The following is a 6,055-nucleotide window of genomic DNA, read 5'->3' on the forward strand; positions in this document are numbered from 1 at the left end:
GGCGCACGGACGCGGTATCCGGCTCGCGTCCGCGAGCACGTCCGGTCGCAGGCGGTCGAGACGGTTCGCGCGTGTGCCCGCCACGCCGCGACCGTAGACGTTCCGATCTGCCTAGAAAATCAGCGAACGAAACCCGACATCCGGCGCTTCACTGCGACTCCCGACCGGCTGGCGTCCGTTCTCGAGGCCGTCGGCGTCGGACCGGACGCGCTCCGGGTCACCCTCGACGTCGGCCACGCGAAGGCCAGCGGGATCGAGTACGAACGATTCGTCGATCGGTTCGGCGATCGGATTCACCTCGTCCACCTCCACGACAACGACGGGGAGACGGACGCCCACGACCCGCTTCCCTCGTTTCGATCTGTCGGTGCCGATATCGGCGCTCCGTACAACGTCCTCGAGATGAAATCTCGCGCCGACATCGACCGATCGCTCTGACGGCTGTCACCGCCACCCCGGATCCCGCGGTCGGTCGGGGTGGCGGAACAGAAAACAACGTTAAACCGTCTCATCTCGTCGCGTCGTCCGACCACTGAGCGGCAGGAAACGGCGTCCCCCGACCGAAAACCGCGTTACTCCTCGGTCGTCGTCTTGTCGACGTCGAGGTCGCCCTGATAGATCTCCGCGCCGTCCTGTGCGACCTTCTCGGCCAGCACTGCGCACTTGACTCGCATCGGGGAGATGTCGACGCCGAGCATGTCGATCACGTCGTCGCGATCCATCTCGTGTAGTTCCTCGAGGCTCTTGCCGGCGAGTTCGCCCGAGAGCATGCTGGCGGAGGCCTGACTGATCGCACAGCCGTCGCCCTGAAAGGCGACCCGCTTGATCGTCTCGTCGTCGTCCTCGAGCGTGACGTCAATCCGAATCTCGTCGCCGCACATCGGGTTCTCGCCGATGTGGGTGAACGTCGGATCCTCGAGTTTCCCGTAGTTACGGGGGTTCTTGTAGTGGTCGAGGATCTGCTGTCGGTACATATCGGAGCCCAGTCCCATCGTTGGATACGGATAGGCCTGTGAGTTGTAAAAGGGTTCCGGGGCGAAACGGGCGGTCGAGTCCGTTTTCGACGGGTTATAGGGTATCGCTGGCTACTCCCGCGATCGGTCTTGCGCTCGTCACGCGTCACCCGTCACTTCCTCGTCGAAGCGCTCGAGGAACTCCCGAACGAACGCCGCGCGGTCGACGGCGAGTTCGCGACCCGCGTCGGTATACAGCCGCTCCGGCAGGTCGAGAATCTTCTTGGAGAACTGATTGTACTGCGTTGCGGCGGACAGCCGATCGGTTTTCACCGACGGTGCGCTCGAACGGGATCATCGCTCGACACAACGTCCCTCGAGTGTCAGTGAGGTCCCTCCCTCGGTTACAATGACGTCGTCGACATCTCCTCGCGGTCAGCGTTCGCTTACGCGAACAGCTGACGCGCGTCTACGAAGCGGCTTCGCCGCTTCGAGCCTTGCCTCGCGCTGCTCGGCAAGACGTCCCTCGTGCGTCAGCTGAATAGCTGACGCGCGTCGTCGATGGCCGCGACTAGCTCGTCGACCTCCGCTTTCGTGTTGTAGACGTAGAACGAGGCTCGAGCGGACGCCGCGACCCCCAGTTTATCGTGCAGCGGCTGGGTACAGTGGTCGCCGGCGCGGATCGCGACCGCGTGGTCGTTCATGATCGAGGCCAGATCGTGGGCGTGGACGCTCTCGAGGTTGAAGCCGACGAGACCGCCGCGCTCCGGGCCGGGTTCGGGGCCGTAGATTTCCACGCCCGGCTCCGCCGCGAGTTGCTCGTAGGCGTAGCGAGCCATCTCCTCCTCGTGGGCCTCGATGCGCTCCATCCCGAGCTCCTCGAGCCAGTCGATCGCGGCGACGAGGCCGACGGCCTCGGCGATGGGCGGCGTGCCGGGTTCGAACTTCCAGGGGAGGTCGTCCCAGGTGGAGTCTTCGAAGGTGACCTTGCGGATCATGCCGCCCCCGTAGAGGTAGGGCTCCATCTCCTCGAGCAGCTCTTTCTTGCCGTAGAGGACGCCGATACCGGTGGGACCGGCCATCTTGTGGCCGGAGAAGGCGTAGAAGTCGGCATCGATGGCCTCGACGTCGACGGGGCGGTTGGGGACGGCCTGCGCGCCGTCGATAAAGGCCAGCGCGTCGTGGTCGTGGGCGATATCGACCAGTTCGGAGACGGGGTTGACGGTGCCGAGCGTGTTCGAGACGTGGACCGCCGAGAGCATCGCGGTGTCGTCCGTAATGAGCTCGCGGGCGTGGTCCATGTCGAGGGTACCGTCGTCCGTAATTCTGATGTACTTGACGTCGGCGCCGGTGCGCTTGCCGATCTGTTGCCACGTGACCAGCGAGGCGTGGTGTTCCATCTCCGTCAGCACGATCTCGTCGCCGGGGCCGAGTTCGTTCAGGCCCCACGAGTAGGCGACCAGATTCTCGGCTTCGGTCGTGTGCTTCGTGAAGATCACTTCCTCGCGGCCGCCGCTTGCGCCGATGAAGTCGGCGACGCGGTCGTGGGCCTCCTCGTAGAGAATCGAGGCCTCCTGGCTCAGATGGTGGATCCCCCGGTGGACGTTGGCGTTGGACTCGCGGTAGTAGTCGCCCATCGCGTCGACGACCGGATCGGGTGTCTGGGTCGTCGCCGCGTTGTCGAGATAGACGACCTGCTGGCCATCGAACTCCCGCTGGAGGATCGGGAACTCCTCCCGGATCGCCTCGACGTCGAGCGACTCGAGGTTCTGTTGACTCATTGGTGACTAGAACGGACCGCACACAAAACACTCCTTCGGTCCGACCGTGGCCGGTATTTCCGGTATCGCTTCGAACCGGCCTGTATTGCCTGTTCGGACCGGACCGAGCGCTGGCTGGGTCGGAAATTCAGTGGTGACGTACCGATCGGACGGTACGGACGGAACGGGGGGGTGGAGTAGGGAAGGGGGTGGAGAGGTGGAGCAGGGAAGGGGGTGGGGAGGTGGGGGAGACGGGGTCGGGAGGTGAACGGCAGGGGGAGTGGTGGGGGTACCCTGGTGGGTGCCCCTGCCGCAATAGTTGCTTGGAGTGCGTTCCGGAAACCGGTATCTCCAAACTATTTTGGTATCGAGAACGCGGAATTGTGAGCGCTCGACGGCCACCATCGCGAGGCGTCGGAGACGGCCTCGAGTCGCCGTGACCGCTAGTAGTCACTGCATACCTGATCGCATGAGAGCGATGTGATCAGCGTGTCAATCGTTTCAGCGACTACTATCTCGTCCCGGCGGTTCGCTGAAGACCGACGGCTGCGTGTTCCGTAACAGGAGTTCCGTGTATCGCGCGAAGAGCCACGCGACGGCGTTGAACAGATGCAAGACGACGAGTCCGACGAGGACGCCGACCGCCGAGACGGCCAGAGCCGCCGCCAGCGAGTCGACGTACAGCGAGAGCAGTTCGCCGTCAGCGATCGAGAGCGTGATGGGGGAGATATCGATGGTCCAGCCATCGTGCTGGTACGTGAACTCCGGAACGAACTCGATCGGGTCGCCGATGTGGATGCCGACCATCTCGTTCCGGTAATGGAGCGGTGTGGCGACCAGCGCGTACGTGAACGTGATTCCGAGGGTGAGGAGGACGAACGAGACGACCCCGAGCACGAACTTGCTGAACAGGTAGCCGACCCCTTTCCACGTCCCGCGATCGAAGACGAGCCGTCGCGCCCGCTCGCGGACGCTTGTGGCGGGTTCGGACGTCGGAACCTCCGCACCGAGCAACCGACCGGCGAGGAGTCGCTCGAGCGCACTCAACTCGATCGAGGCGAACAGGGCACAGAGCGCGCTCGGGAGCCCGATACACACCGTGACGAGAACCAACGGGATCGCGACGATCAGGAGTGCACCCGGTTCCGTTCTGCCGATATCGACCAGCGCGAACGGAAGCGAAATCGGTATCGCGAAGCCGGTGACGAGGACCGTGAAGTAGCCGATACCGAGGGGAAACGCGAGGAAGAGATACGCGACGTTGGCGTAGGTTTGCCTCCGAAGAGCGACGCCGAAGAACCAGCGACACCAGGTTCGAATGCGCTCGAGTGCGGTTCCGACCGTGGGACGTGACGAAGACGTGGATGGCGATTTCATCTCGAATCGGGCCTCCTGAACGAGCGAACGATCGCGAGCAGTCCGAGCAGGTGACAGACGGTGACGACGAGCAACACCGTCGCGTCGGTCGCGTCGGTGGTCCAGTCGATCACGTGTGAGAGCACGAACGGGACGACGGTGAGGAAGGCGACCCCGACGGCCAGAAACAGCATCGGCCGACTGGCGTTGCGAGCGTAGCCTCGATACGCCGTCCACGTGACGACCGAGCCGAGCGCGGCGCTCGCCATCCCGACGAAGAAAATCGTCGTCGCCTCGTCGAGGCCCAACGCCGTCGTCTCGAGGAGCGCACCGCTGCTCGCGCTCATCGATCACACCTCGGACGGTCGGCCCGCGTGGCGTCGAACGGAACGGTTCTCATCTGTGTCGTTGTTGTCGTACTCGGCGTGATCGGTACTGTCGTACTCGACGGGATCGGTGTACTCGACGCGTTCGATTCGATCGGTACGGTCGCGTCACGGTCGACCGTAGACGGTGTAGAGGATCGCGGCGAGTCCGACGATTTCGCTCGCGGTCGCGAGGACGGTCGTGGTCAGCGACGACGCCCCGAGCAGCGTCGGGAGCAGGAATCGGATCACCGTCGGCACCGCGGCCAGCAACGCGATGCCGAGCGCGAGCCAGAGCAGCGGCGACCGGCGGGCGTCTCGGTACCCGTCGTAGGACCGCTTCGCGATCCAGCAGGCGATCACGAACGCGACCGCCTGCCCGACGAATACGGCGATCGCGATCGTGATTCCGCCACCCGTACTGGTCTGTAGTGGGATCCCGAGCATCGCGATCACAGATCTTCGAAGAGCCGTGTGAACCGGTCGGCGGGGTCTTCGTCGAGGCGGTACACGTCCAGCGCCATCGAGCCCTCGGCGATCTCGATCGCGACGCGCTCGAGCCGCGTGCTGTAGGTCTTGTAGTGGTGTCCATCGGGATCGAGCTCCTGGTATTCGTCGAGGTAGCCCGCCGCTGTGAGTCGGTCGATCCGCCGGTAGATCGTCGGCGGCGACGCGTCACAGCATTCGGTGAGGCGCTCGACTGACATCGGTTCCTCGCTGGCCGCGATGAGGATGCGGCGCGCGTACTCGTCGTCGAGCAACGCGAGCAGTTCTCGCTCCTCATCGTCGGTCATTCGGTGGTTCGTATGGAGAGAAGATATAAAAGAACCCACAGTTTCCGACCGTGAAACTGTGACATCCGGACTATGTACGTGGCGGCCGCAGGTGCTACTGGAATGACCGCGATCGAGACGACTGGCTTGACGAAGGAGTACGGCGATCTCACCGCCGTCGACGACCTCGATCTCACCGTCGACGACGGCGAGGTCTTCGGCTTTCTGGGCCCGAACGGGGCGGGGAAGTCGACGACGATCAACATGCTACTGGATTTCGCGCGCCCGACGGCGGGGTCGGCGACGGTGCTGGGCTACGACGCACAGACCGAGGCCGACGAGATCAGTCCCCGCGTGGGCGTCCTCCCCGAGGGGTTCGACATCTATCCGCGCCTCTCGGGTCGGCGGCACATCGAGTTCGCCAGCAAGACGAAGGCCGCCGGCGACGATCCAGACGAAATCCTCGAGCGGGTCGGCCTCTCGGCCGAGGACGCTGGCCGGCCGGCCGGCGACTACTCGAAGGGGATGCGCCAGCGGCTCGCGACCGGCATGGCGCTGGTCGGCGACCCCGACCTGCTGATCATGGACGAGCCATCGAGCGGGCTCGACCCCCACGGGATCCGCGAGATGCAGGAACTCGTCCGCAGCGAGGCCGAACGGGGGACGACCGTCTTCTTCTCGAGTCACATCCTCGGGCAGGTCGCGGCGGTCTGTGACCGAATCGGCGTGTTGAACGAGGGGGAACTCGTCGCCGTCGACACGATCGAAGGGCTCCGTGACGAGATCGGCGGCGGCGCGACGATGACGCTCGCGCTCTCGGGCCCCGCCGCCGAGCTGCGAGCGGTGGC

8 protein-coding genes and 1 pseudogene are annotated in these 6,055 nt (G+C 64.7%); 2 read left to right on the forward strand and 7 right to left on the reverse strand.

Annotated elements, in window-relative coordinates:
* On the forward strand, positions 1-438 hold a 438-nt coding region (locus PGX04_RS32245; protein WP_273742207.1), incomplete at its 5' end, for a sugar phosphate isomerase/epimerase family protein.
* Between the two features lie 134 nt (positions 439-572).
* On the opposite strand, the gene sufU is transcribed toward PGX04_RS32245, so the two are convergent.
* From sufU to PGX04_RS32280, 7 genes and pseudogenes are all read right to left on the reverse strand, one after another.
* Entirely contained in the window at positions 573-992 is a 420-nt protein-coding gene (gene sufU / locus PGX04_RS32250; RefSeq protein ID WP_273742208.1) for a Fe-S cluster assembly sulfur transfer protein SufU, read from the reverse strand.
* A gap of 120 nt (positions 993-1,112) precedes the next feature.
* Positions 1,113-1,268, reverse strand: a pseudogene (locus tag PGX04_RS32255) (HD domain-containing protein); the annotation flags it as partial.
* 218 nt (positions 1,269-1,486) lie between these two features.
* Complete coding sequence (locus PGX04_RS32260; protein WP_273742209.1) at positions 1,487-2,734, reverse strand: aminotransferase class V-fold PLP-dependent enzyme; 1,248 nt, start codon at positions 2,732-2,734, stop codon at positions 1,487-1,489.
* A gap of 480 nt (positions 2,735-3,214) precedes the next feature.
* Entirely contained in the window at positions 3,215-4,090 is an 876-nt protein-coding gene (locus tag PGX04_RS32265) for a sensor domain-containing protein (protein WP_273742210.1), read from the reverse strand.
* Positions 4,087-4,416 (reverse strand): DUF7521 family protein, encoded by a 330-nt coding sequence (locus PGX04_RS32270; protein WP_273742211.1) that lies wholly within the window; start codon positions 4,414-4,416, stop codon positions 4,087-4,089. The genes PGX04_RS32265 and PGX04_RS32270 overlap by 4 nt, the downstream gene beginning before the upstream one ends.
* Positions 4,417-4,563: 147 nt before the next feature.
* A complete protein-coding gene (locus PGX04_RS32275; RefSeq protein WP_273742212.1) occupies positions 4,564-4,881 on the reverse strand; it encodes a hypothetical protein in 318 nt (105 codons plus the stop codon).
* Positions 4,882-4,886: 5 nt separating this feature from the next.
* Entirely contained in the window at positions 4,887-5,228 is a 342-nt protein-coding gene (locus PGX04_RS32280; protein WP_273742213.1) for an ArsR/SmtB family transcription factor, read from the reverse strand.
* 102 nt (positions 5,229-5,330) lie between these two features.
* On the opposite strand from PGX04_RS32280, the gene PGX04_RS32285 reads away from it, so the two are divergent.
* On the forward strand, positions 5,331-6,055 hold a 725-nt coding region (locus PGX04_RS32285; RefSeq protein ID WP_273742214.1), incomplete at its 3' end, for an ABC transporter ATP-binding protein.

Source organism: Natrinema soli (assembly GCF_028618695.1).

Coding starts and splice junctions, on each gene's coding strand:
- sufU (WP_273742208.1), bottom strand. CDS start 992: ATGGGACTGGGCTCCGATATGTACCGACAGCAGATCCTCGACCACTAC.
- PGX04_RS32260 (WP_273742209.1), bottom strand. CDS start 2,734: ATGAGTCAACAGAACCTCGAGTCGCTCGACGTCGAGGCGATCCGGGAG.
- PGX04_RS32265 (WP_273742210.1), bottom strand. CDS start 4,090: ATGAAATCGCCATCCACGTCTTCGTCACGTCCCACGGTCGGAACCGCA.
- PGX04_RS32270 (WP_273742211.1), bottom strand. CDS start 4,416: ATGAGCGCGAGCAGCGGTGCGCTCCTCGAGACGACGGCGTTGGGCCTC.
- PGX04_RS32275 (WP_273742212.1), bottom strand. CDS start 4,881: ATGCTCGGGATCCCACTACAGACCAGTACGGGTGGCGGAATCACGATC.
- PGX04_RS32280 (WP_273742213.1), bottom strand. CDS start 5,228: ATGACCGACGATGAGGAGCGAGAACTGCTCGCGTTGCTCGACGACGAG.